Here is a 22,897-nt window from a genome sequence, read left to right as displayed (position 1 = left end):
CACACCAATATAGCTAATACGTACATTCTCGATCCAGAAAGTGCTGCTGAAATGGTACGCTTGATCAAGCTCGATCACATGACCACAAAAAGCATGGGGGGCACCTGGCTGGCCTGCCTGTTCTGCCAGACCGAGCAAAGGTGCTCGATATCGCCTGTGGTCCTGGTGGCTGGGCCCTTGATCTGGCCTTTGCACGTCCAGATATGGAAGTGATCGGCATTGATATCAGCCAGACTATGATTACCTATGCAACCGCAAGTGCAAATTCACAAGATCTTCGCAATATCTCCTTTGATGTCATGGATACTACACAACGCCTCGATTTTCCCGATCATTCATTTGATCTGGTCAATGGGCGCTTGCTCAGCTCATTTCTCCGCAAAGATGCATGGGTGGGGCTTTTCCAGGAATGCAAACGCATTCTACGACCAGGAGGAGTACTGCGCATTACGGAAACCGATAACGGCGGCATTACAGCAGCCGGCTTTCGACCAGTTAAATACTCTCCTATTTAATACCATGCATCACATGGGCTATGGGTTTTCTCCCCATGGAACGACACTTGGCATTACGCCAATACTCGAGCGTTTATTTTCCCAGGCTGGCTATACATCTATTCAGTCTCAGACCCATTCGGTCAATTTTTCCATTGACGCAGAGGCCTGGAGTGACTTCTATCGGAATACTGAAATTGTATTTGATGGTGCATTACCTATGCTTCGAAAGGCAAACCCGAATCTGCAAGAAGATCTCACAGCCCTGTATCAACGTATGCTCCTGGAGATGCAAAAGCAGGATTTTTGTGGCAGGTGGTACTTACTGACGGTGTGGGGAACAACGCCTGCGACTACTTCGATGGACCCTGACTCTGCAATGTAAGCAGAGCGTTAGCAATACAAAGGAGTTTTCATGCCACTTCATCATCGTGCTGTACTTTTCTTCCTCCTGATAATACTTGTGCTATCTGGTACGATGCTTGGGCCTCGCTCAGCACACGCGGCAACACAGACAGATACGTGCCAGGCATTCAATGTACCAGTAACTCTTGACGATATACTGTCGACTCCCGCTACTATCTATGGCGAACTCTGTAATCCAGCGAGCGGTGCAAGCCACACCGTCCAATTACTTGTTCCAGGTGGGACCTACGGACATATCTATTGGAACTTTCCTTACCAGCCCCAGAACTATTCCTACGTCCATGCTCTCACAGCCGCAGGGTACAGTACCTTTAATATCGACCGCATTGGCATAGGCAAAAGTTCGCATCCCCCCATTGGCCTATTGACCGTGTCCATGAATACCAATGCCTATGTCGTCCATCAGATTATTCAGGCCTTACGCAGCGGAAACATCGGCAATCAGCCGTTTGATCGGGTACTGCTGGTGGGCCATTCACTCGGCTCGGTCATCTCCTGGATAGAAGCAGGCACCTATCACGACGTTGATGGGGTCATCATTACTGGACTGCTGCATCATCTCAATGCGACGAGTCTGGCTGGAGTCGTGGCCACGCTTTACCCTGCTACACTAGATCCACGTTTCGCGAACCAATTGCTCAATCTGAATTATACGGGCTATCTGACAACGGAACCTGGAACACGGGGAAGTGACTTTTATTACGTGCCTGGTGCCGATCCCAATGTTCTCGCAACCGATGAGGCGACAAAGGAAACCGCGACACCTGGAGAATTCGCCAGCTTCGCGACGCCAATTGTAGATGGCATCTCGCTGCAGATCAATGTACCCGTGCTTGTGGTGGTCGGGCAGAAAGATGCTTTGTTTTGTGGCCTTCTCGCGACAGATTGCACCAGTGCGGCCACAATCCAGCAGGCCGAAGCACCATATTACTCTTCGCAGGCCCAACTACAGGTGGCAGCTATTCCTGAGGCAGGTCATGATATTAACCTCCATAAGACTGCTCCCTCCTGGTTCGCTATAGCCAGTGCATGGGCCAGCCAGCACGTCGCTCCCTAAAACAGATCTCTCGCCAGAAGCATGACCATTAGAGATATTTTTCACAACTGAAAGGAGCATCTCACTTATGGCCAAGGCGATGCCTGGTTCCTTTGGATTGCCTTTACTTGGGGAAACTCTCTCCCTATTTGCTGATCCGCTCACTTTTTTCGCCAGGCGACAGCAAAAATATGGTCCAGTATTTAAAACACATATTCTAGGCAAACCGTCGGCTGTTTTATTTGGGGCTCATGCCCAGCAACAGGTGTTTCTGGCGAGCGGAGAAGAGACGCCGTTTCGTTCTCGCGATGGCTATAGCTTCGCAGAACCATTCCTTGGCTCTTCGCTCTTGCAAATGGATGGCCTGGTACATCAAACGCAACGCAAGCTTATTACTCCGGCTTTTCAAAGTCACAACTATACAGATTATCTGGCACGTATCAACCGTGCCTACGACCAGGTTGTTGCCACGTGGCCAGACCAGGGAACACGAGTCTTTTATCAGGATGCTCGCACAATCGCCTTTCGGGTTTCGGCCTCTCTCATGCTGGGAGTCGAGGATCACACGACGCTCACTGACCTGAACACTCTCATCCACACACTCTTTGAGGGCCCTATGTCTCCAGTGCGCCTCAACTTACCTTTCACCAAATATGGCAAAGCGCTGGCCGTAAAGCCACTCATCGATAGCCGCTTGCAGGAAATAATAGACCAACATCGAGCACATCCGACCTCTGATGTGCTCTCCCTTTTCCTACAAGCGCGTGATGAAGATGGCCAGCCTCTCACAGATGAACAATTGATCGCCCATCTCAAGTTGCTGCTCTTTGCTGGTTACGATACTACCACTACCACACTGGCCTGGAGCCTGCTGGAACTCTTGAGCCATCCAGATCTGTACGAGCAAGTGCGTGCAGAAGTCAAAGCAGAAGAGGTAGAAAGCGCTAAGCCTGTTACGGTCGAGGATTTGCGAACAATGCCTTTGCTGGATGCCTTTTTGAAAGAAACGCTCCGTTTACACCCGATCGCCGCCTTTCTCCTGCGAGGTGTCAGAGCCACATTCGAGTTCGAGGACTATGCCATTCCCGCCGGCTGGCAACTGATTCTTCCTATCAGCTTTACGCATCGCTCACCAGCGTATTTTGCCAATCCCGAACAATTTGACCCGCAACGTTTCCTGGCTCCACGTGAAGAAGACAAAAAAACGCCGTATGCCTGGCTGGCATTCGGAGGCGGCAAGCATATGTGCCTGGGAATGGGGATTGCCCAGATTGAAATGAAAACCGTGCTCACCCGTCTGTTACGCCAGTTTGATCTCCAACTGGTTCCAGGCCAGGATATTTCGCCGAACTATATTCCAGTAAATCGTCCAAAAGGCGGGGCCGTGATCTCTTTTCAACGCAGATTCACCCGGAGCAGTAGCTCCACTCTAGTTGAGGCCAAATAGCTCTTCTTTGAAGCAAACCAAAGGAGAGCTAAGATGAAATGGAGGTCGCATAGATCAGCTATCGCCGGTTTCTTCATTCAGAGTAAAGCTGCCATGGCGGCCGGCGCCGCTGGCAAACTTCTGCGCGCCAGTGGCACCTTCGACTTGCAGTACATCAACTCCGTGTTGGAATTCGTTGGCCAGCGCTTCCTGGAAGCTTAGATCAAATTGTTCGTAGGCCGAGAGGCGGTCACTGCGCATGCAGAGCTGGGGGAAGCGGCTGATCTCTCTGGCCAGTTCCTCAGCGGCCTGGCGCGCCTGACCGTGCGGCACAACGCGGTTGACCAATCCCATGGCCAGCGCTTCCTGCGCCCCAACGGGTCGGCCGGTCAGGATCAGATCCAGTGCCCGGCTCAGCCCGATCAGGCGTGGCAGACGGATGGTGCCGCCATCGATAAGGGCACGCCCCAGCGGCGGCAAAAGACTCCCAGCACGGCGTCCTCTTCTATGACGCGCAGGTCGCACCACAGTGCCAGTTCCAGTCCACCAGCCACGGCGTAGCCGCTGATGGCGGCGATGACCGGCCTGGTCAGCAACATGCGGCTGGGCCCCATCGGCCCGTCACCATCTGGCTCGACGCGATTGCCCGCGCCCGACGCGAAAGCTTTGAGGTCTGCGCCAGCGCAGAACTGGCCGTGATCGCCCATCAGCACACCCACCAGCGCCTCGGGATCGGCCTCGAAAGCGCGAAAGGCATCGGCCAATTCCTGAGCGGTCTGGCGATCGACCGCGTTGCGCACCTCTGGCCGGCTCAGTATCACCGTGGTGATCGGCCCATTGCGCTCAATTCGAACGGACATAGTAGCATCCCTCCTCTTGTGCGGCTCAACCGCTTAAATGGGGCGTTCGCGTCCCTGCCAGAAAACCACTACCCGGCCTTCAGCATACTGATCTGATCAGTGTAGCAGAAAAAAGAGTGCCTCTACAATGCAAACGGCTCCTTAACAGGGCTTTTTCATGTTCGTCAGAGATCACGAGCAAGCGATACGATGGACATTCTTTCAGCTGTGGAGTGTGTGGGGTGGGTGGCCGTAGCCTCCTACCTCCTGCAAATATGGAGATCACGAGCAAGCGATACAAGGTCCATTCTTTCAGGTGTGTTTGTGTGGGCCGCCCACCACACAAACACACTCCCAACCCCACGCCGCAGGCGCCAGAGAGGAACATGAAAAAGCCCTGGAAAAAAGTTGTATTGCAGAAACAGAGAGATCCTGATAAGCTCTCTCTAGATATTCTTAGAAGAGCAGAAAAGTAAACAATACTCATCACAAAGGACCAGATTGATATGGACGAAAAAGACACAAGAAATGCGTCTCAAGAACCATTTGAAATTGTGCCTGAAGAGAAAGATCTATTTGCAGGCTATCCTGGTAAGGTGTTAGATCGTATCGACACCATCATATATATCATTGTTGGTGGAAGTTTCATCCTTGCAGCCATTCTGGCTCTCATCTATAGCTACTTTGACCTGGAGATCACACTCACAAGCGCGATCCGTTCGGCCAGCCTACCGGCGGCGGCTCAATCCGTGATCGGTTTTGTCTCAGGATTGCTACTGGTGCTTATTATTATGGAGGTCTTGAGCACGGTGATTCATTATCTGAGATCCCACACGACCTCGTTACAGCCATTCCTCTTTATCGGCATTATATCCGCCACCCGCAGTATTCTCTCCATCGGTGCCAGGCTTTCCATTGAAGGGGCATCACAGCAGGGAGCGGTCTTCATAGACGCCATGATCGAGTTAGGTGTAAGTGCTCTAGTCGTGCTTGCTCTCGGAATTACCTTGATGCTCATTGGTAAAATGGCCGAGGTCAATACACATGAGGAACACTAGAGTATAGAATCAAGAAAAATTGGAAATCTGGTTGCTGCTGAAGGTATCATTGATAGATACTGACCTCTCGTGCTAGAGCTAGCGAGAAGGAATGCAGAGAACGAAAGGTACTTTTTCTTATGAGCTTTGTTGAGCTACCAGTCGCGGCGGAACAGTTTCAGGTACGCCGAGATATTACGTTTTTGAATCATGGCAGCTTTGGGGCGTGTCCCCAGCCGGTTTTTCATGCCTATCAACAATGGCAGCGGGAGTTGGAGTCCGATCCCGTTGAGTTTTTGGGGCGCCGCATTCATGGCTTGCTAAGCGAGGCGCGCGAACCCCTGGCCACTTATTTAGGAACGCAGGCCAACCATCTCGTATTTGTGCACAACACAACGGTCGGGGTGAATATCGTGGCGCACTCGCTCGCGCTGGGGCCCGGCGATGAAGTGCTGGCGACTGATCATGAGTACGGAGCGTCGGACCGTACCTGGAGATTTCTGTGTACGCAGCGCGGGATGCGCTATATCAACCAGCCGATTCCACTGCCGATTGAGAGCGAAGAGGCGATGATCGAACACCTGTGGCGAGGTGTGACGCCACGCACAAAGGTAATCTTCATCAGCCATATCACCTCACCCACTGCGCTGATCTTCCCGGTGGCGAAAATATGCCAGCGGGCACGCGAGGCGGGCATCATCACGGTCGTCGATGGAGCGCACGCCCCCGGGCAGATCCCACTCAATCTTGAAGAGATCGGCGCGGACTTCTATATCGGCAATTGCCATAAATGGCTCTGCGCTCCCAAGGGTGCGGCATTTCTCTATGCGCGCCCAGAACGACAGGAGCTGTTACAGCCGCTGGTCGTCAGTTGGGGATGGGAGAGCCTGACACCGAGTTCCTCGAGATTTCAGGACTATTTTGGCTGGCTCGGCACCGATGATCCCTCGTCTTACCTCAGTGTCCCTGCCGCTATCGTGTTTCAGCGCGAGCAGCAGTGGGACGCGGTGCGGATCGCCTGTCATGAACTGGCGGCGTCCGCGCGCCAGCAGGTCTGCGAACTGGTGGGGACGCGGCCGATCTGTCCCGATAGCTGGTGGGGACAGATGTGCTCGATCCAGTTGCCTGCTGGCGACGCAGCGGCATTACAGCGCAGTCTGCGTGAGCAGTGGCGCATCGAGATCCCAGTGATCGCCTGGAACAATCAGCGCTTCATGCGCATCTCGATCCAGGGCTACAACAGTCCCACCGATGTCGAGCACCTGCTGACAGCCCTGCGCACTATCTTCGCGGCTGGTGAGCATACACATTCATAGGTTCCCAACCCATGAGGATACGAGGTTAGGACGAGAGCAGACCATGCGACAAGGCCTCCAAAGAGGGCTAAATGGTGGTTGATCCATCTCCATTCAGCGTATCTTTGGAGGCCTTTTTGGCAAGCTCATCGTTCTTCAAAGCTCAAGAAAGCTCTAAATAACTCTAAAAAGCTCTAAATTAAAAATGCGAGATATCCCATCTGAGGGGAAACTATCTGGAATGGGCATCGATCAATATCTATGGATGCCAGATAAAAGTAACGCCAGCGCCGGGATGGAATGTCCAGTAACTTACCTGGTCCCAGCCACCGTTCCAGTTCATATTGCTGACACTCACGCCATTCGCATTGGCGCTCGCCGCGCTCACACCTGACTCGACAACGCCTACGTGCCCATATCCACCAGCACCTTCTACACCCGGTTGCAACACAATAATTGAAGGTCCGTTTGGATTAGGCTCAGCCGAAGTAATCCAGCCATTAGAGGCAGCCCCACCAGCCCATGCATCCGCGTTTCCCAACCACTCAACCCACCATCCAGTCAGGCCGTGGTAATGGATGTTTGCCCAATAGGTGCACTGACCAACAAAGAAACGGGCCGAACTATCAGCATTGCCGGCAACATTTGTTACCGGAGCCGGAGCCGGAACCTGAGCCTGCACAGGGGCCGGAGCTGGAGCTTGAGTCGGAACGGGGGGCGGAGCCTGCACCGGAGCTTGAGTCTGTTTCACACCGGCATAGGTCACATTGCCTGGATCAAAGCCGTCTTGAGTTACAGCAGTTGCAGTCGCAGCCTGGGCGGCGATCAATGCTGTATTATTCTGCTTTGAGGTAACCTCACTCGTCGACGGATCGAAGGGCATACCCAGTTTAAATGCCTGGCTACTTCCGGTTGGAAGTACAGCCATTAATGCTCCCGCCACGACAACAATGAGCACCAGTGCGACACCAGCATGGACAACCATACTTCGTCCTTGTGGAGGACGCATCTTACCTGAGCTCTTTTTCCCATTTCCAGGAATAACAACGGGCATACGTACCGAGGTCGTCGTAAGCTTGTTCTGTGTCGAGCCTGGCATCATCGAAGAGTTTAGAGCAGTAGAGGCTGGTGCAGGTGCAGTTCTAGTAGGAACAGCCATTGCTGCATCGGTATCGGGAAATGGTAGTTGCTCAACGAGCAAGTCCGCATCCTCACCCTTTGCTGGAACAGCGCCATATTGAACATCAGTAGCAACTTTACGATTACGATCTCCAAACAACATACGAATTACCTTCCATATTACACAGCTGAATTCTACTTATTCATATTCAGATGACTATGAGGTTGTGTTTCACAATAATCTGAATGCAAGGAAGTACCACATACGACACATGACAATATTTAGTACTCACATTAACAAACTTTAACCAATAGCGAACAATGAGTCAAATAATCTACCAAAATACAGGACTATATAACTATTATACTTTTGCATATAAAAATATACGGAGTATATTAAAACTTCTTTTGCACAGGTAAAAAAGCTAAAGATTATATTAAAATCTGGCAAATCTGGCAAATCCACCATCTTCGATGTCGCACCGTGTATCAACTTTTGCCACACTTCGTGGCACCCTCTTTCCCTGCTGGCCCGGTGCCAGCACTACGGCATAGCGCGCATCTTCACCTTCATCATGTAGCAAATTATGGTCATATCATTGATGAAAGATATTCCAGATACTTTTGGCCAGCCAGCGCATTAGAATCGGACATATTTATTCATATACATTTTATTTCCTCTAAATTATATTTTGTTCACAAATAACTATGATTCATTAAATAAGTATCATCGGTAGAAAGAAAAAATTTGTTGTAAGGAGAAAACGCGAAGATAAAAAGCAGCAAAAAAACAATAAATATCTGCTATTCAGGGTATTTTTTGCATATTTCTCTATTTTTTATATATTAAAATCTATTTTCCAGTTATTATTGGTTATTATAATTTACTGTATATATCACAGGATGAGTATATATAGAAACTTCATAGTAAATAAAAGATTATAATATGTTGGTGAACATATTTAACCTTTTGTCGTTGTAAAAGACCTATACCGTTAACTATTAATTAGTCCCGATTTCATATGTTTTGCGCGCAGGGCGGGATAGCATGGTATCTCTTTTAGCTGGTGTGATACTGCCACGGTTACTATACGAGAGGGGGCAAGAGCCTGCTTTTCTTAGTAAGCGTAACGGGCAGCAGATCGCCGAGAACGAGAGCGGGATCTGACGTGTTCGAGTGTCTATTGTGTTCAAGAAAGGACATAAAAAGTATGCACATTCGGAAAAGCACTCTGCTCAAAATGGGCGGAAGTTGCGTATTGATGCTGGGCCTGATGCTAGGATCGTTCCAGGCACTGACCCATTCGGCTGGCGCCGCTCCGTTGATGAATGCTATGCCAGCGGCAACTTGTATCGTTGGTACTCCATGTAGTGCCGCCACACCACCAATCATTGGAACAGGATCGTTGTCTGGATCAACCAGCGCACCTGTGTTCAATAATGGTGCACCGATTACCCTGGATGGGGATCAGTCTATCCCCTTCAGATTTCAATCCTCGGTGAGGGATACACGTGGTTCAGGTGCTGGTTGGACTGTAACAGCCTCAACAACACCACTTACATTTAGTAATGCGATCACAACGGACTTCATCCTGGACGATGCAAGCCCCCTGGTGATTACCTGTGCCGGTAGCTGTACAAATCCTGGAGCTCTGACAACAGCGGCTCCTGGAACAGATATGGTAACAGCATCACCACTTCCGCTGGTAACTGCAGGTATAGGCACAGGTCTGGGAGGCTATACCATTGGAACTCAGGGCAATTTCCTGGTGCCCTCGACTGCTGGATCTGGTGCAACCACCGGGGGAGCCGTGACAATAACAATCTCGACCCCATAAAGAGTTCATAGTCTATGCGGCGAAAGGGAGGGGTTGCTACAGTCAGCCCTTCTCTTTCTTGCTGATTTTTTTCTGGTGATGGCTGAGGCCGAGAGCGGTAAAGGCAGAACACCAGAACGGATGTGATGTGGAGGATATGGGAGGTGTATCTCTCATGTGGTACAAGAGGTGGTGAAGATGAAGATGGTGTCTAACTTGCTAGCCAGTGGAACAGTGATCCGGAGTGGAGCCCGAGTTCTGCTGCTGGTTTTTCTGTTGATGGGGATTGTCCAATGTGTGTCCAGGCCTATGGTGGGCGCGGCAAGAGCTGATAAAGAGCCCTTTGCGTTTGATGTACAGCCAGTATTTTCTGATCCGCTGAATCCTGTCACGAAAGCCTATTTTGTGATGAACGCCCAGGTGAAGGGACAAGTACAAAATGGCCTCTTGATTACAAATACCAGCGACACAAGTGGTGAAGTGATAGTGTATCCATTGGATGCCATGACTGGTGAGAGCGGAGGTTATGCGTACGGGTCCCATCAGGCTAAGCTGCATGATGTGGGTGCCTGGATCACCTTAAGCCGTCTGCAGGTAAAATTGGGACCGGGCCAGAGCCAGGTGGTGCCATTTCAAATAAAGATTCCGGCCAATGCGCGCTCAGGCCAGCACGTCGGCGGCCTTGCAGTCGAAGACATGACAGCAGTACAAACATTTCGCTCTAAAAATTCTATGTTTCATGTAGATCTTATTCAACGCAAAGTACTGGCTGTCCAGATCACCTTGCCCGGAAAACCGAATGAGCAATTGGCAATCACAGGTGTAAAGTTTGATAATAGCAGTCGTTATCAACGCCTGCTGATCGGGTTACGCAATAGCGGCAACATGCTGGTTCGAGCCCTCGGGAAGCTGAGCATCACAGATCTTCAAGGAAAAAATGCGCGCACACAAACAATCCAGATTGGAACTTTTGTACCACAAACGACGATAGATCATTCTGTGTATATAATACATAAGGCGCTACCAATTGGACGCTATAAGGCCCTGCTGACGCTAAGCTATGGGCATCAAAAACAGTTGAATTATACGTCGGACTTTATAGTAACGACGACAAAGAAGTCACTCCCGAATGCGTTAAATACCTATGTGGCGCTGGGAGATACGCAGGGATTTTTGAGCCTGCTTGCCCCATGGCAAATTATTGTTGGCGGCTGTGTCATCTTGCTGGTACTGGGCGCCCTGATATTCTGGTGCTATAAACTGGTGTTATTTTTGTTGCGCAAGACGCGAAAAAACAAGTCCAGGGAAGAGAAGATACCAGTTTCTGTTGAACCTACCATAAGCAATACACGGGAACAAAACAACAAGACAGAGGTATAAGGAACCCACTAAAAGGCTGTTTTGAGTTTTAAATACGTTCCAATACGCGAACGCTTATACATAAGCATTCGCGTATTGGAACGTATTTTTTCCTTGTGAAAGGCATACTTAGGTTGAATAGGATACCTGTTTTACAAATCCAACATTACACATTACACATTACACATTACACATCGCAAATCATAAAATGCGTGGAAGGCTGGTAGAGCGAGGTTAACGAGAGCCTGAACGTGCTCAAATGGAGATATGTATCTCTATTATATTTTTATCTGCTGTAATCTTGCTTGAAGCAAGCTGTTTGACTGCTCCACGCCTATGCTTTAATAAACAGCGAGGGAGACTTCCATGTTTCACACAAAACGTATCAGCATAATTATGCTGATACTGATTGGTTTTGGGCTATGTGGTATAGGTGTGATGCCATTACTGTTTTCCAAACATGGACATATGGCATATGCGCTTGCTTCTACGTATGCCCCGCCAGTAAATTATGCGGTTGGGAATGTTCCCTTCGGTGTGGTCGCGGGCAATTTCACCGGACATGGATCGCAGGATATTGCAGTGGCCAATAATTATGACAGTACGGTAAGTATCCTGGAGAACAATGGTCATGGTGTCTTCACAGAGCAGATAGCGCATATTCCTACTGGCGACAATGGAAATCCTGTAGGGATTGTAGCTGGCAATTTCATGGGCAATGGCTATCAAGATCTGGCCGTCACGAATATTGGCGATGCTTCGGTAGGTATCCTGGCCAATGATGGCAACGGCAATTTTACCTTGCAACCCCTGATATCGGTTGACTTTCAAACCTACGGGATTGCAGCTGGCGATTTTTTTGGCCATGGCTACCAGGATCTGGCCGTCACCAATCAAGGAGATGGTATGGTGACGGTGCTAGAAAATAATGGTCATGGCACCTTTACCCCACATACACCGATTGCGGTTGGAAGTGCCCCCGAGGGATTGTAGCTGGTGATTTTATGGGCAATGGACGTCAAGACCTGGCCGTCGCGCTTTCTGGGAGTAATACGATTCATATCCTGGCCAATAATGGTCATGGAGACTTTCCAGCCCAGATAGCGGTGGTAGCTGGAAGTCACCCACGTGCCATTGTGGCGGGCGATTTGTTTGGCAATGGACGGCAAGACCTGGCCGTCGCGAATTATATAACCAGCGGCACCGTCAGTGTACTGAAGAATAATGGCGGAGGATCATTTATACTGCAGTCATCAGTTCCGGTTGGTAATCATCCAGCGGCAATCACCATAGGCGACTTCACGGGTTTAGGGCATCAAGACCTGGCGGTCACTAACCTGCTTGATGGCACGATCAACCTGCTAACGAATAATGGGAGTGGAACTTTTACGCCGCAGCCTGCAATAACCATTGGTGCGAACCCGCTAGGGATTACGGCTGGGAACTTTACTGGTATAGCGCCCCAGGAGCTTGCCATCACCAATCAGGGAGATGGTAGCTCTCTTGCTGGTTATGTCAGTTTACTCTTAAATCCAGTCCCCACTCCCACACCTACTCCTACTCCCACCCCACCTCCGACACCTACTCCTACCCCTACTCCCACCCCACCTCCGACACCTACTCCTACCCCTACTCCTACCCCTACTCCGACACCTACTCCTACCCCTACTCCAAGTCCAAGCCCAAGTCCAAGCCCAACAGGGACACCTTCCCCCCCGTTTGGTACCCCTGATATCGCGGTGACGATACATTCGCGTAATGGTCAGCGTGCGAATATCGCAGATAGCGCAACCTATGTGATCGATGTGTCCAATGTTCCAGGTGAAGAGATGATATCAGATCCTTCAGTTATCTCTATTAAAGAGATCTTGCCAGTTGGGCTACGCAACATCAAAGCGGCAGGCAATCTCTGGAGCATCCAACAAAGTTCTGCCCAGGGTGTCACAACAATCATTGCACAATTTACTGGCCATGATCCATTGCCAGGTGGTACATCACTTCCCTCACTGGTCATTACGGGTGAGTTGACCACGGATGCGTCTCCTGCGTATACCACAACAGCGTATGCCAGGCTGGCCGGTGATATTAATCCGGACAACAACCTGGCAACATTTACAACTGAGGTAAAGGGAAAGAACCTAAGCAACTGCCAGCAATCGCAGAACAATAATCAGGGAGAGAGTCAGAATCATCAAGGTGGTCATGATCAGAACAATAATCAAGGCGAGAGCCAGCATCATCAAAATGGCCATGACCAGAATCAGGGAAATAATGGAGCAACTAATTCTCATGGAGAGGGGGAACAAACGATTATGGTGGTTATCCGCAACTCCCATTGACAGGAGGACAGCCATGATTGTACGCAATACTTCTCCATTGCCAGAGACAAAGCCGAACACAGAGCTAAAAACGTGCCTTCCCTCAAGGTAATTGGGTCCACTGTAGCCATGAACAGGGATGCTGGAGGCGCTAGCTTCCAGCATCCCTGTTCATGGCAGATGGTTTACGCTATAACAGGAACGTAGCGCTGCGCTTAAAAGGCTACAGGTAGGGCACGCAGACCCATGATAAGCGCGCCCGGACGCCAGACGAGGTCTTGCTCGGGAACGGCAAGCTGCAGATTGGGATGGCGCTGCAGCAGGGTACGGATCGCGATCTGACCTTCCAGGCGGGCCAGCGGCGCTCCAAGGCAGTAATGGATGCCCTTGCCAAAGGCCAGGTGCGCATTCTCTTTGCGCGTCACATCCAGCAGTTCAGCGTGATCAAACTCCTGAGAATCATGGTTGGCAGAGGCCAGCACCACAATGAGATAATCACCGCGCTGGATCTGCTTACCACCAAGTTCAAGATCTTCACGCGCCCAGCGCTGGGTAGCGGTCATCAAGGGTCCATGGTAGCGCAGGAACTCCTCGACCGCGCTTTTGATCAGGGTAGGATCGTTCAGCAGCTTTTCTTTCTGCTCCGGGTACTGTAGCAAGGCCAGCGTTCCATTGCTGATCAGGTTAACCGTCGTCTCGTGACCAGCAATCAAGAGTAGCGAGACCATCGAAATGAGCTCTTCTTCCGTCAACTTATCACCCAGTTCCTCGGTCTCGATCAAGTGGCTGAGCAGATCATCGGCAGGTTGAGCACGTTTCTTTTTGATCAGGTAATAAAGGTAATCGCGAAACTCACGAATCGGCTCGGCGCGACTTTGTGCGTCTTTTGGATTGCCCGAAGACTCAATGATTATATTCGACCACTGCCGAAACTTCAGTTGATCTTCAGCAGGCACCCCCAGCATTTCCGTGATAACCGTCATAGGGAGAGGAAAAGCAAAATCATTAACCAGGTCCATCTGTCCCTGCGCCTGCACCGCATCCAGCAGGGTATTGGCAATCTCCTGGATACGCTCGTTCCAACGCTCAATCATACGTGGCGTAAAAGCAATATTAACGAGTGCGCGCAAGCGCGTATGGTCGGGCGGATCTGAATTGAGCAGATTACGACTAAATATCCTGGCCGGCTGATGATCCCCACCCTGCTCTTGAGCTTTGAGCCAGGGAAACTCACGCTCCAACTGTTCAGTACTGAACGCCCGCCGAGCATCCTTCACAAAACGCTGATCGCGTAAGACACGCTCCGCATCCTCATAACGTGTAATCAACCAACCCTGCCGTTGTCCGGGCAGCGTCACCCGGTGCACGGGATCTTCTGTACGAATACGCTCAAACTCTTTATATGGATTAGCCTTCAAGGCTGGTGATGAAAGATCAATATATGGTGCCTGCGACATAAATAGACCTCGCCTCCAGAGAGAAAATATTGCTGAAAAGTCTCCATGCTGCCGGGGATGGCATTATTCCTCTGCATTTATTTATAACAGACGTTCGATATACCTATAATATACCTTTCTGGTACACAAAAAAACAAGGGGCAAGACTTGACAACATGTTTCTCTTTGGCGCCTGCGGCGCCGGATTGTGGGTGTGGAGTGTGTGTGGTTGGGCGGCTGTGGCCGCCCAACCACACACACTCCACACCTGAAAGATGTACATTCTCTGGACAAACATGAAATAGCCCTGGCCTGACAAAGCAAGTTCATAATAAAAGGAGGACCGATGTCAGTGATCGGTCCTCCTGATTGCTATTTTCTGGTAAACCAGACTGGTTAGACGCGGTAGCGATTGCGGGCCAGGAAGAAGAATTGAATCGCTCCCAGAACCGCGAAGAGCGCAAACATAACGAATGCATCGGTAGCGCCAGCGGTGTTGATGGTATTCGGGATGTTTGGTGGTGTCTCTTCTGCCGCGAAGTTAGCCATCGAGAAGAAGGCGAAAGCGGACAGGTAGACGAACAAACAGGTGCCCATAACCAACCATTGACCCAGACAGCCCAGATTGCTCTCACCGACCACCGCAAACTCACGGCGGGCAGTGATGGTCCAGACTGTAGCCAGGATCAAGATACCGGCACACAGCATCATAGCCGTTGGCAATGCGGAGGCAGAGGTATGCATGACCAGAGCGGTCAAGGCAATCACAGCCGTAATGACAACGCTACCCACAACGACCATGTTACGATTGGACTTCCAGGCCCAGATAGCGGCCAGCATAGCACCAAAGAAGCTGGAGGTGATGATAGCATCGACGATATAACCGGCGTCCTGCGAGAAAGAGCAGCTACCAGGAATGACAGTCGCGCGTGTGCAGTTGGTCAGGTATGGTCCCAGCACTGGCAATGGATGTAGAAACGCCAGCAATGGATAGGCAACAAACCAGAACAGCAAGAGAGCAGCGCCAGTCTGAGCCAGGCCAAGCGCGCCAACCGCGTAGAGTCCAGGCATAGTCTGTTTACGTACCGGACGCATCAGATAATGCAGGCGCAACGCGAAAGCACCCAGAGCCAGAAATACAGACACACCCAGAACGACGTTTTGGACAATGGCAGGAGCCGCATTATAGTTGTAGCAATACAGGAACACAATCAGCAGCAGACTAGAGGCAATGAGCCCCCAGCGAATAACTGGTGTTGTGCCCAGATCGCGACGATCCGGATTGCGCTTCTCGCCCAGAGCCAGCACGCTATAAAAAACGGTTGCCAGGCCGACAAAAAGGATTATCAGGCCGACAGCCACCAGGTCAATTGCATTGGGCTGGAACCAGAGGAACTTACCACCCAATACCGACACGAGATTCGTATTCTCGGAAGGGAAAGACTGGTAGCCAGTCAGTGAGACCGCCACGGTCACAGCCAGACCAACAATTGCAATAATGCCACCGACGCCAGCCAGCAGAGCTGGTGGTATCACCGGTTTAGGATCAAACAGGAACTCAATGACCATGATCACAGCAAAACAAGCCAGACAAATCAGACCGAGGCTGAATGTGCCACGCTCAAATTCCACCAGGCTCGATGCAGTCATTGCATTATAAACATATCCGGGAATCTGCCCAACGAGAATCGCAGCTAGCAAGAAAAAACCAATGGCAAAGACCATTGCGCGCGCCCACGACATTCGTTCCGGCAATTCACGTTTTTGCGTTACTTGTTGCATGAATCGCAATTCCTTTCGACATGCCGTTCATCATCCATCGGAACAGCATGAGCAGCGATCAGAATCTGGAACAATATCGCGCCTCACATGAGGCGCGATACGAATACTTACTGAGAGATGACGAGTTGTGCCACCATATCCGGATGGATCGAACAGTAGTACAGTAAGCGATGCGTGTCGGAATTGAGATTATAGGCATCTTGAGTAACTGTATACGTGAACGACTCACCTGACGCAATCTGCTTCTTGGAGTCAAAAATCTGGCTAGCCGGTTTCGGCTGCGCGATATCCTGACCCTGAACAGCAACGATCGTGTGCGCAAGCTTCGATTTGTTAACCCAGGTAATCTTTGTGCCAACTTTTATCTGAATATTGATTGGCGTAAAGCACCCTGACTGGCTCTGACAGGTAACCCCGTTCGTACCAGGATCAACAATATTGATAGTAACGTTGGACTGCTTGGTCATATCCTGGGCGGCTCCAAACTGACCTTCTTTGCCGTAGGTAACCGCGGCATTATAGAGGGTCGTGTTATTGGCCTGAAGGTAGTCTGGCAAGCCATCGAAACCATTCTTCTCATGATTCTTTGGATCAGTAGAACGAATAAGAGCCATCAAATAATCGATATCATTGCTTAACAGCGCACCGCCATAGGTATCGGCCTTTGGAATGGCATTGGCATTCGCAGGCTGATTAACGGCCTTTGGATTATACACACCACCACTGATAATGCGGCGTAGCTCATCATCAGTTACCTTAGTAAAGTAATCCATGGTATAGCCATTGTAGGTGGGATTTTGCACCTTATTATTCACAATGGCAAAGCAGTTCGCCGTACAGACCTGGGCATACGTCTGCATGCCACGTTGAATGGCCAGATTCTGCTGATTCGTTGTGGCCTGTGCCTGATTTCCACCCTCGACAATCCAGAATACAGGGATCATCAAAGCGACCAGGGCAAGCATAATCAGCGACCCGAACCCCGTCTTCTCCACTGCATTTGTCTTTGAGTAGAATATATACAGCAAGCCACCGACGACTACCAGCAGGATGATGATACCCACCGCAGCTTGTACTAAATTCACCATAATACACACCTTTTGATATGCATCCTATCGGTCCCTCGCCCATGAGAGCGTTAACCTCAAGGTGTTCTCACCGCTATTTATTTGCCTGCAGAAGCAAACTGCCTCTTCCGATACTTCTACAGTGGCCATCAGAGACAGTTGCTCATAAGGTATTGGCTTACGAATGCATATCTGACGCGAGTCAGAATATCATGCACAGCGCGCTATGCAGAACAATCCACACCTGGCGCAGCAACCAGACGCGTTGTAGCATCCGGGTGTGCGACGGTTGCGTTAATAGCACCTGTGTTTACCACAATATTATCGCCATCGATCGACAACTGGAAGCGGTCAAGGCTACGAGGAGCCGGACCATCCAGGAACTCGCCAGTGACGTTATAGTGTGAACCATGACAGGGGCATTTGAAGCTCACACAGTTATCGCGGAAAGGCACAGTACAACCAAGGTGCACACATTTCTGATACAGCGCGATCCAGTAAGAGCCATCCTTATCCTTCACCACATTCTCAGAGCTGAGCTGGCTCTTTAAATCATCGCCCTTCAGCAAGAATTGTGTTGAAGCATCCAGATGAATGATATATGTACGAGCAACAGGGCGATGATAGACGCCCTGAATTTCTAGCTTGAACTCTGATGGCTTCGATGCTTTGAATTCGCTGACCTTACCAACTGTCAGAACGGAACCAAAGCCGCCCGACAGGTTCGGATACAGGTAGAACAAAGCGCCAGCCACCGCAGAGGTCGCCGAAACACCCCAGACAGCCAGCATTGACCGGCGAAGGAAACGTCGGCGTGAGATACGCTGCTTCGCAAGCTCGGCAGCTTCTGCACCACCACCGTGCAGCACTTCATACTGCTGCGGTGAAATGGGAGGTGTATCAATACTCATAGTTAGTAATCCTCTTTCCTCAGCCTATAGATCAAAGTAGACATGCTGCCATGGCCAGACCCAGAGCCAACCGGGTCCACGGAAGAAGCTACCAGCTAGCGTAATCACCGCCCAGAAAACCACAAACATAGTAAATGTTACAATTGCAACCTTACGATCAGCATACGCGCGGCTTGGATTACGGTCTACATACGGTAGAATGGCCAGGGCTGCCAGCGTAAAGCCAGGGACCAGCACACCAGCCGTTGTCGGCGGGAAATAGTGCAATAGTTCCTGCAAGCCCAGGAAGTACCATGGGGCCTTAGCCGGGTTTGGCGTTGAGTTAGGAGTTGCCGGTTCCTGCAAAGGAGCATCGATAACCAATGAGAGCAGCGTAATCATTACCATTAAAGCGGTAGCCGCAAAGAACTCACGTACGAGCAGATGAGGCCACACGAAGACCGAGTCTTCGAGTGGCTTCTCTACACGCGTAATCGCCTCCTGCTTGACAACTGCCAGGGTACGATAGCGCCTCTGCGTTGCTGCCGACGACGGTTGTACCCTCGGTTCTTTCTGTTCAATTGACATAGAGGTATCCTCTCATGGCACCGTAGATCATACTACGGGGCGCCTCGTTATCCGCGTGCACCAGACACTGTCTGCTCACGCTCTGCACGGGCTTCCAACTCTCGACGTGAAGGAGGAGGAGGACCCGCCTCGCCACCATCTTTACGAATACGCCAGAAGTGGACAGCCATCAGAATGGCACCAGCCAATGGCAACAGGATTACGTGACCGACATAGAAACGGATCAACGTAGCCTGACCAACGGCACCACCACCAACCAGGACCTTATAAACAGGATTGCCCAGCAATGGTGTGTAAGGAGCCAGGTTCGTGCCGACCGTGATAGCCCAGATAGCAATCTGGTCCCATGGCAACAGGTAACCGGTGAAGCTTAAGAACAGTGTGACAAAGAATAGCAGTACACCCACCACCCAGTTGAACTCTCGGGGTGGCTTATATGCACCATGATAAAATACACGAATCATGTGTAGGGTTACCGATACAACCATCAAGTGGGCCGCCCATCGATGCATATTGCGCACAAGATGGCCAAAAGAAACAGCACTACTTAACTGATTAATATTCTGATAAGCAACCGTAGTATCAGGTACATAATAGAACATAAGGAAAACGCCGGTAATTGTTAGCAGCAAGAATAAGAAAAATGAGATGCCGCCCATACACCAGGTGTAAGTAATCTTCATTGCCTGCCGGCTAACTTTAACCGGATGAAGATGCAGAAATACGTTACTCATCATTACCAGAGACTGGTTCAATGGAGTATCTGGATAGCCATGACGGAAGATGGAACGCCATACCTGGCTCTCGACGATCTTCTCTGTGGCCGCGTCGAGCAAGCTTTTATTAGTAGAGCTCACTGTGCCTCCTCAAAAGAATCAAGCCTGAAAAAGGGAGAAAGACTTGATCAGGTTGGAAAGATATCATCGCAAAAGTTCTTCTTGTAATGTGTCGCTGATTATAGCATACGAGTCTCAACACTGGTACCCCTCTAGCTGACATTCCCAGTCAGCATTCCGATTCTACTGAGTTTTTTGCTAGCGCCCAGCAAGTTCCAGAAGAAGGATGAGTTTAGAACTTTTGCCCTCTTTACCATAGATTATAATGGATTGTCTAGAGGAGATGGAAGAGAAACGGATTATTGTCCCAAACGTCTCACACCTTCCATTAGACATGTAAACCTAAGATACCCCGGCATCCAGGTAGAGACATCAGGTGTGTACCTGATTTTTTTGTGGGATATACCTGATTTTACAATGCCTGCTGGCGCATTGAGCTTGTTTGACGTCCAGGAGAATAACCGATACAATTACCATAGAATCAATTGTTACCTTCAAAAATCTGTGTATGTAGAAGAGATTTGCGCGATGTCTGATGCCCAAACACATGAAAATGATGCGCCCAAAAGTCATAGGATGCTGGGAGCGCTAAACGAATTGCCCGTTTTCTACCGCGTGCTACTCGCCAATAGCGCGATTATCTTTGTGGGAGCAACCGGGGGTACCTGGCTGGCGACCAGGCTCAATACTTTTTCCTATGTCCCCTTGATTATTTTTGTGGCCGTTGGCTGGCTGGTCAGTATCGCCCTCAACTTTGTCCTGCTGCAATTTGCGTTCCGCCCACTCTTAGATCTGGGTAAGGTCATGAACCGCGTCCAGGCTGGTGAACGCACATTGCGCGCCCCCTTGACCGGGACCGATCCACAGGCCGACCAGCTGGCCCGCACCTTCAATATGATGCTTGAGGCCATCGATGAGGCGAACCGCCACCGGGCCGCGCAGATCATTAATGCTCAGGAAGAGGAACGCAAGCGCGTGGCGCGCGAGCTCCATGATGAGACATCACAGGTACTGACTTCTTTGTTAATCAGCCTGGCCGTCCTTGAAGAATCCATCACCTCGCCAGAGGCACGCGACCGCATCGCCGAGACACGACAGCTGGCCCACCAGACGCTGCGCGCTATTCGCAGCCTGAGCATTGATCTGCGCCCCAGCGCATTGGATGATCTGGGCCTGATGCCAGCGCTGCGCTGGTATATTAAAGAGTATCAGCAGAAAACCGGCATAGAGATCGATTTTCAGACTACAGGCTTAAAGGATCGTCTAACCTCCGAGACCGAGACTGTGCTATATCGCATCGTACAGGAAGCTCTGACCAATGTTGCGCGTCACTCACATGCACAAAAAGTAAGTGTTATTTTACGAGAGCATGATAATGCCATCGACGTCACCATCTCAGATAACGGGGATGGCTTTGATGTTGAGAAACTGAAGAAAAAACCAGCCATCGGGCAGGAGCGCGGCTGGGGATTGGTGGGAATGTTTGAGAGGGCTCAACTCCTGGATGGCTCACTAGATATCGACTCACAGCCCGGCAAAGGAACAGTTGTGCGCGCCCACATACCTATCCAAATGGCGTCATCCGACAATGCAGTCACCACCTGGGTAGCTGGATAACACAACATTGACTGTTGAAACACTATTCCATAGAAACGCTATAGGATCATAAAAAGCATGAAGATACGCATACTCTTAGCAGATGACCATACTATTTTACGCGCTGGCTTAAAAATGATGTTGAATGCACAGCCTGATATGGAGGTCGTAGGTGAGGCCCAGGATGGTCGCCAGGCGATCCAGGAAGCGCAGCGAATTCAGCCCGATGTAATTCTGATGGATATTACGATGCCCGATATCAATGGGATCGAGGCTACCAAACAGATCAAGCGCCTGTTACCGGATGTCAGGATTCTGGTACTGACCATGCATGAGCATGACGAATACGTTTTTCAAGCCCTGCGCGCCGGAGCCGCGGGCTATATGCTCAAAGAAGCCGCCGACACTGAGCTCATTACAGCTATTCATGTCATTAAAAGCGGGCAATTTTATCTCTCTCCGACCGCCCAATCGGTAGTAGTTGGCGATTACCTGCAACGAGTACGCACAGGTGAGGAACGCGACAGCTATAGCAGTCTGACGGAGCGCGAACGAGAAATTTTGAAATTAGTGGCTGAAGGCCACACCAATAATCAGATTGCCGAGCGCCTGATTATCAGCCCCAAGACAGTAGATACCCACCGGACACATATTATGGACAAGCTGAATCTGCACAGTCGCGCCGAACTGGTCAAATATGCCATGCGCCGTGGCCTGTTAGAGGATTAAACGCGACAATATGTATGGGCCACAGAGCAGCACTCTCCATGGCGCGGTCCCATCAACGTGAAAAGGCACAGCCCCCCATGTTAGATCTTGCTTAAAGGGTTCTGTGCCTTTTATAGGCCACTTTTTCTCTACACATCCCGTCCCGACCATCGCTAAATGGAGGGATCATCCTCATCATCAAAGTCGAGGGACTCGTTATTTTCTTCAGCAAAGTATTCATCGCTATAGAAACCGACATCTTTACCAACGTAGACACTCACCAGAAAATCATCACGCGGCATATCGGCCGAAAGCACCAGATCCTCGTCAATCTGCTCGATCAACTTTGTCAGATCGGCCTCCTCCAACTCACGTTCTAAAATAAGCGTGCCATGCACTGCTGTGGTGGTAAAGTGAATATCCACCGTCCCCAGACGATTATTGCTCTGCAGGTTATTACCCTGCATAATGTAATAACCCTCTGAATAGGGAGTGCGAAAATGACGTTCAAAATGAATATCGTCCATGTGTTCTGTGTATAGCGTAGTAGCGATGCTGCTACGCGCTCCTTTCTCCAAATAAGTAGCGTATATATCACACAGGTATACAGGCGCGGCGATAGCCGGCTCTAGTATGCCTGTAACAGCCATACAGGATGATCAACCCGTGCTAGCCGGGCCGAGTGTCATTATATCATACAAGCCAGTCCAAACGCCTTGCAGGATCTCTCTAATATTTTCTATACCACATCCCAAAAATTGACCCGAGAGATAACATGGCGCCATGTTATCTCTCGGGTCTTCTCCTTACGTGCGCATCCGCGCCCGA

Annotated in this window: 20 protein-coding genes and 1 pseudogene; 12 read left to right on the top strand and 9 right to left on the bottom strand. The window is 50.3% G+C overall.

Annotated features, from left to right (window positions below; genetic code table 11):
• Nucleotides 1–104 precede the first annotated feature (104 nt).
• The 4 genes from EL645_RS20850 (at nt 105) to EL645_RS20835 (ending at nt 3,403) form a co-directional block, all read left to right on the top strand.
• Entirely contained in the window at nt 105–515 is a 411-nt protein-coding gene (locus EL645_RS20850) for a class I SAM-dependent methyltransferase (protein WP_126552295.1), read from the top strand.
• A 199-nt stretch (nt 516–714) separates the two neighbouring features.
• Entirely contained in the window at nt 715–879 is a 165-nt protein-coding gene (locus tag EL645_RS39410) for a hypothetical protein (protein ID WP_161977544.1), read from the top strand.
• Nucleotides 880–909: 30 nt separating this feature from the next.
• A complete protein-coding gene (locus tag EL645_RS20840) occupies nt 910–1,977 on the top strand; it encodes an alpha/beta hydrolase (protein ID WP_126552293.1) in 1,068 nt (355 codons plus the stop codon).
• A 67-nt stretch (nt 1,978–2,044) separates the two neighbouring features.
• Complete coding sequence (locus EL645_RS20835) at nt 2,045–3,403, top strand: cytochrome P450 (RefSeq protein ID WP_126552292.1); 1,359 nt, start codon at nt 2,045–2,047, stop codon at nt 3,401–3,403.
• 54 nt (nt 3,404–3,457) lie between these two features.
• Here EL645_RS20835 and EL645_RS45595 read toward each other — a convergent pair.
• A pseudogene (locus EL645_RS45595) lies at nt 3,458–4,242 on the bottom strand (crotonase/enoyl-CoA hydratase family protein).
• Nucleotides 4,243–4,727: 485 nt separating this feature from the next.
• Between EL645_RS45595 and EL645_RS20825 the strand changes: the two are divergent.
• Nucleotides 4,728–5,279, top strand: a complete 552-nt coding sequence (locus EL645_RS20825) for a phosphate-starvation-inducible PsiE family protein (RefSeq protein WP_126552291.1) — start codon at nt 4,728–4,730, stop codon at nt 5,277–5,279.
• 119 nt (nt 5,280–5,398) lie between these two features.
• The gene (locus EL645_RS20820; protein WP_126552290.1) at nt 5,399–6,574 is read left to right on the top strand and encodes an aminotransferase class V-fold PLP-dependent enzyme; all 1,176 of its coding nucleotides are present in this window, start codon (nt 5,399–5,401) and stop codon (nt 6,572–6,574) included.
• 238 nt (nt 6,575–6,812) lie between these two features.
• Here the strand turns inward: EL645_RS20820 and EL645_RS39405 are convergent, their stop codons facing one another.
• Nucleotides 6,813–7,835: a CHAP domain-containing protein gene (locus EL645_RS39405; protein WP_161977543.1), complete on the bottom strand. Its 1,023-nt coding sequence runs from the start codon at nt 7,833–7,835 to the stop codon at nt 6,813–6,815.
• 1,048 nt (nt 7,836–8,883) lie between these two features.
• Here EL645_RS39405 and EL645_RS20800 point away from each other — a divergent pair.
• The 4 genes from EL645_RS20800 (at nt 8,884) to EL645_RS20785 (ending at nt 13,187) form a co-directional block, all read left to right on the top strand.
• The gene (locus EL645_RS20800; RefSeq protein WP_126552286.1) at nt 8,884–9,510 is read left to right on the top strand and encodes a hypothetical protein; all 627 of its coding nucleotides are present in this window, start codon (nt 8,884–8,886) and stop codon (nt 9,508–9,510) included.
• A gap of 177 nt (nt 9,511–9,687) precedes the next feature.
• The gene (locus EL645_RS20795) at nt 9,688–10,869 is read left to right on the top strand and encodes a WxL protein peptidoglycan domain-containing protein (RefSeq protein WP_126552285.1); all 1,182 of its coding nucleotides are present in this window, start codon (nt 9,688–9,690) and stop codon (nt 10,867–10,869) included.
• A gap of 345 nt (nt 10,870–11,214) precedes the next feature.
• Nucleotides 11,215–11,841 (top strand): FG-GAP-like repeat-containing protein, encoded by a 627-nt coding sequence (locus EL645_RS20790; protein WP_126552284.1) that lies wholly within the window; start codon nt 11,215–11,217, stop codon nt 11,839–11,841.
• An 11-nt stretch (nt 11,842–11,852) separates the two neighbouring features.
• Nucleotides 11,853–13,187 (top strand): FG-GAP-like repeat-containing protein, encoded by a 1,335-nt coding sequence (locus tag EL645_RS20785; RefSeq protein WP_126552283.1) that lies wholly within the window; start codon nt 11,853–11,855, stop codon nt 13,185–13,187.
• A gap of 194 nt (nt 13,188–13,381) precedes the next feature.
• On the opposite strand, the gene EL645_RS20780 is transcribed toward EL645_RS20785, so the two are convergent.
• The 6 genes from EL645_RS20780 to extP form a co-directional block, all read right to left on the bottom strand.
• Nucleotides 13,382–14,623: a cytochrome P450 family protein gene (locus EL645_RS20780; RefSeq protein WP_126552282.1), complete on the bottom strand. Its 1,242-nt coding sequence runs from the start codon at nt 14,621–14,623 to the stop codon at nt 13,382–13,384.
• A gap of 375 nt (nt 14,624–14,998) precedes the next feature.
• Nucleotides 14,999–16,384, bottom strand: a complete 1,386-nt coding sequence (locus EL645_RS20775) for a hypothetical protein (protein ID WP_126552281.1) — start codon at nt 16,382–16,384, stop codon at nt 14,999–15,001.
• 107 nt (nt 16,385–16,491) lie between these two features.
• Nucleotides 16,492–17,472, bottom strand: coding sequence for a cupredoxin domain-containing protein (locus tag EL645_RS20770; RefSeq protein WP_126552280.1), 981 nt, complete (start codon nt 17,470–17,472; stop codon nt 16,492–16,494).
• 203 nt (nt 17,473–17,675) lie between these two features.
• The gene (locus EL645_RS20765) at nt 17,676–18,362 is read right to left on the bottom strand and encodes a Rieske (2Fe-2S) protein (protein ID WP_126552279.1); all 687 of its coding nucleotides are present in this window, start codon (nt 18,360–18,362) and stop codon (nt 17,676–17,678) included.
• Nucleotides 18,363–18,386: 24 nt separating this feature from the next.
• The gene (locus EL645_RS20760; RefSeq protein ID WP_126552278.1) at nt 18,387–18,929 is read right to left on the bottom strand and encodes a cytochrome b family protein; all 543 of its coding nucleotides are present in this window, start codon (nt 18,927–18,929) and stop codon (nt 18,387–18,389) included.
• A gap of 47 nt (nt 18,930–18,976) precedes the next feature.
• Nucleotides 18,977–19,786 carry a selenite/tellurite reduction operon b-type cytochrome ExtP gene (gene extP, locus EL645_RS20755; RefSeq protein ID WP_126552277.1) on the bottom strand — a complete coding sequence of 270 codons (810 nt, stop codon included), beginning with the start codon at nt 19,784–19,786 and terminating at the stop codon, nt 18,977–18,979.
• A 507-nt stretch (nt 19,787–20,293) separates the two neighbouring features.
• On the opposite strand from extP, the gene EL645_RS20750 reads away from it, so the two are divergent.
• Nucleotides 20,294–21,382: a sensor histidine kinase gene (locus tag EL645_RS20750; protein ID WP_161977542.1), complete on the top strand. Its 1,089-nt coding sequence runs from the start codon at nt 20,294–20,296 to the stop codon at nt 21,380–21,382.
• Nucleotides 21,383–21,439: 57 nt separating this feature from the next.
• Nucleotides 21,440–22,090 (top strand): response regulator, encoded by a 651-nt coding sequence (locus tag EL645_RS20745; protein WP_126552275.1) that lies wholly within the window; start codon nt 21,440–21,442, stop codon nt 22,088–22,090.
• 152 nt (nt 22,091–22,242) lie between these two features.
• Here EL645_RS20745 and EL645_RS20740 read toward each other — a convergent pair whose 3' ends face one another.
• Nucleotides 22,243–22,536, bottom strand: coding sequence for a hypothetical protein (locus tag EL645_RS20740; protein WP_136625253.1), 294 nt, complete (start codon nt 22,534–22,536; stop codon nt 22,243–22,245).
• Between the last annotated feature and the right edge of the window lie 361 nt (nt 22,537–22,897).

This window comes from Dictyobacter kobayashii, assembly GCF_003967555.1.
Lineage (GTDB): Bacteria > Chloroflexota > Ktedonobacteria > Ktedonobacterales > Ktedonobacteraceae > Dictyobacter > Dictyobacter kobayashii.
The sequence above is the reverse complement of the archived record's forward strand: the minus strand, read 5'-3'. Positions and strand labels throughout refer to the sequence as shown.

Excerpts from the sequence above, each read along its gene's own strand:
- EL645_RS20745 (WP_126552275.1), top strand. The coding sequence starts at position 21,440 with ATGAAGATACGCATACTCTTAGCAGATGACCATACTATTTTACGCGCT.
- EL645_RS39405 (WP_161977543.1), bottom strand. The coding sequence starts at position 7,835 with ATGTTGTTTGGAGATCGTAATCGTAAAGTTGCTACTGATGTTCAATAT.
- EL645_RS20765 (WP_126552279.1), bottom strand. The coding sequence starts at position 18,362 with ATGAGTATTGATACACCTCCCATTTCACCGCAGCAGTATGAAGTGCTG.
- EL645_RS20800 (WP_126552286.1), top strand. The coding sequence starts at position 8,884 with ATGCACATTCGGAAAAGCACTCTGCTCAAAATGGGCGGAAGTTGCGTA.
- EL645_RS20780 (WP_126552282.1), bottom strand. The coding sequence starts at position 14,623 with ATGTCGCAGGCACCATATATTGATCTTTCATCACCAGCCTTGAAGGCT.
- EL645_RS39410 (WP_161977544.1), top strand. The coding sequence starts at position 715 with ATGCTTCGAAAGGCAAACCCGAATCTGCAAGAAGATCTCACAGCCCTG.
- EL645_RS20825 (WP_126552291.1), top strand. The coding sequence starts at position 4,728 with ATGGACGAAAAAGACACAAGAAATGCGTCTCAAGAACCATTTGAAATT.
- EL645_RS20835 (WP_126552292.1), top strand. The coding sequence starts at position 2,045 with ATGGCCAAGGCGATGCCTGGTTCCTTTGGATTGCCTTTACTTGGGGAA.
- EL645_RS20820 (WP_126552290.1), top strand. The coding sequence starts at position 5,399 with ATGAGCTTTGTTGAGCTACCAGTCGCGGCGGAACAGTTTCAGGTACGC.
- EL645_RS20750 (WP_161977542.1), top strand. The coding sequence starts at position 20,294 with ATGTCTGATGCCCAAACACATGAAAATGATGCGCCCAAAAGTCATAGG.
- EL645_RS20790 (WP_126552284.1), top strand. The coding sequence starts at position 11,215 with ATGTTTCACACAAAACGTATCAGCATAATTATGCTGATACTGATTGGT.
- EL645_RS20770 (WP_126552280.1), bottom strand. The coding sequence starts at position 17,472 with ATGGTGAATTTAGTACAAGCTGCGGTGGGTATCATCATCCTGCTGGTA.
- EL645_RS20740 (WP_136625253.1), bottom strand. The coding sequence starts at position 22,536 with ATGCAGGGTAATAACCTGCAGAGCAATAATCGTCTGGGGACGGTGGAT.
- EL645_RS20785 (WP_126552283.1), top strand. The coding sequence starts at position 11,853 with ATGGGCAATGGACGTCAAGACCTGGCCGTCGCGCTTTCTGGGAGTAAT.
- EL645_RS20795 (WP_126552285.1), top strand. The coding sequence starts at position 9,688 with ATGAAGATGGTGTCTAACTTGCTAGCCAGTGGAACAGTGATCCGGAGT.
- EL645_RS20760 (WP_126552278.1), bottom strand. The coding sequence starts at position 18,929 with ATGTCAATTGAACAGAAAGAACCGAGGGTACAACCGTCGTCGGCAGCA.
- EL645_RS20840 (WP_126552293.1), top strand. The coding sequence starts at position 910 with ATGCCACTTCATCATCGTGCTGTACTTTTCTTCCTCCTGATAATACTT.
- EL645_RS20775 (WP_126552281.1), bottom strand. The coding sequence starts at position 16,384 with ATGCAACAAGTAACGCAAAAACGTGAATTGCCGGAACGAATGTCGTGG.